Source organism: Acidithiobacillus sp. TH-A36, assembly GCF_057473445.1.
This window is the reverse complement of the sequence record NZ_JBYCKP010000108.1, coordinates 1-1,714: the sequence shown is the minus strand read 5'-3', so window position 1 is coordinate 1,714 and position 1,714 is coordinate 1. Positions and strand designations below refer to the sequence as shown.

At 52.9% G+C, this 1,714-nt stretch carries 2 protein-coding genes; both read left to right on the top strand.

Annotation, left to right across the window (positions count from 1 at the left end; genetic code table 11):
* A partial coding sequence (locus AC2VLY_RS03040; protein WP_486921743.1) for a cytochrome ubiquinol oxidase subunit I occupies positions 1 to 1,349 on the top strand: 1,349 nt, incomplete at its 5' end.
* A 40-nt stretch (positions 1,350 to 1,389) separates the two neighbouring features.
* Positions 1,390 to 1,714: cytochrome d ubiquinol oxidase subunit II (locus AC2VLY_RS03035; RefSeq protein ID WP_486891681.1), on the top strand; the 325-nt coding region annotated here is incomplete at its 3' end.

Sequence of the window (1,714 nt, the reverse complement as noted above, 5' to 3'; positions counted from 1 at the left end):
TCCTTTTCGGGCTGGAAGTAGCCTGGCTGCGTTCTGGAGACGAACGATGGTATCGCTTGAACCGTTTCTTTGAAAAAATCTTTATTGTCAATTTCGGCGCTGGTGTGGCTACCGGTGTCACCATGGAAATGGCCTTCGGCATTCTCTATGGCCCGTTCTCGCAGGCCGTGGGTCCCTTCTTCGGGAATATTCTGGGCTTTGAAACCATCACCGCCTTTATGTATGAAGCCGGCTTCATTGGCCTCATGGTGTTTGGCTGGAACAAGATCGGCAAAGGGATGCATTTGTTCTCTACCTTCAACGTGGCGTTTGCTTCCAGTTTGTCGGCCTACTGGATTCTGGTGGCCAATGGCTGGATGCAGACTCCTGATGGTGTCGTGCTGAAAGACGGTCTGTTTCAGGTGACCAATTGGTGGAGTGCCATTTTCAATGAAAGTAATGATTGGGGCTTTCCCCATATGTGGGTGGCTACCATGATCCTGGGCTTTTTTGTACTGGCCGGGACCAGTGCCTGGTTTATTCTCAAAAATCGTCACGCCGATTTATTCGTCAAAATGCTGAAACCGGCCATTCTGGCCCTGCTGATCGCTACGCCGATACAAATCTGGTTAGGGGACAGTCTGGGGGTCGATGTGGCCCATAGCGAACCGACCACACTGGCCGCCATGGAAGGGCATTTCCACACTTATTTACCGGATGGTAAGCCGAACACTTCCTGGAATCTGATTGCCATTCCCAATGCTGACAATGATGGAAGTCTGTTTTCAATCCGTATTCCCCATGTGTTAAGCCTCCTGGAAACTCACACCCTGAATGGCGTGGTTCCCGGTCTGGATCAGTTCCCGGCCAACGATCGCCCCGATGTCTGGGTCCCTTTCTATTCCTTCCGGGTTATGGTCGCCATCGGTTTCTTCCTGTTTTTTATGGCGTTGTGGGGCACCATGCTCATCCTGCGCGGCCAACTGACCGTAGAGGGATTGCGTAAACGCCCCTGGTTTTTGCGGGCCATGGTCTTTAGTGCTTTTTTACCGTACCTGGCCGTCTGGACCGGCTGGTGGACCCGCGAAGTAGGGCGTCAACCATGGGTAGTTTATAACCTCATGCGCACCTATGAGGGCACCAGTCACATGGGGCTTGGCCAGGAAATCGTCTGGTTTCTCGGATATGGCGTTTTTGAACTGACCGTCTGGGCGGGTGCCTGGTATTTCTTCTCCCGCGTGATCCGCAAGGGACCGGATCTGGAAAGTCCTTTACCGGGTGCGCCAGAGCAGCATGCTGATCAGGAACACGCCGGTGGTGGATTGGCGAAACCAACCTTTGCCAAACCGACCTTTGGGAAAACCCATTAAGCGAGGTTTTCCGGGATTTCGATTCAAGGAGTAATACAATATGTTTGATCTCGCCAGAATCGCTACCACTCTAACGACGTGGTGGTGGCTGTTACTCAGTCTACTGTTTCTTTTCTTCATTGCCCTGGACGGTGCCGATCTCGGCGCCGGAGTGTTTGCCCTTTTTTCTCCCGATGAGCAGGAGCGGGGCGCCATTATGGCTTCCATGGCCGGTATGTGGGATGGCAATGAAACCTGGCTGGTTGTTGCCGGCGGCGTTCTGTTTGGCGCTTTTCCGCTGGTGTATGGATCGGCCTTCAACTATCTGATGATTCCTTTGATGTTCGCTTTATGGGGCGTCATTTCGCGGGCTGTAGCCTTTGAGT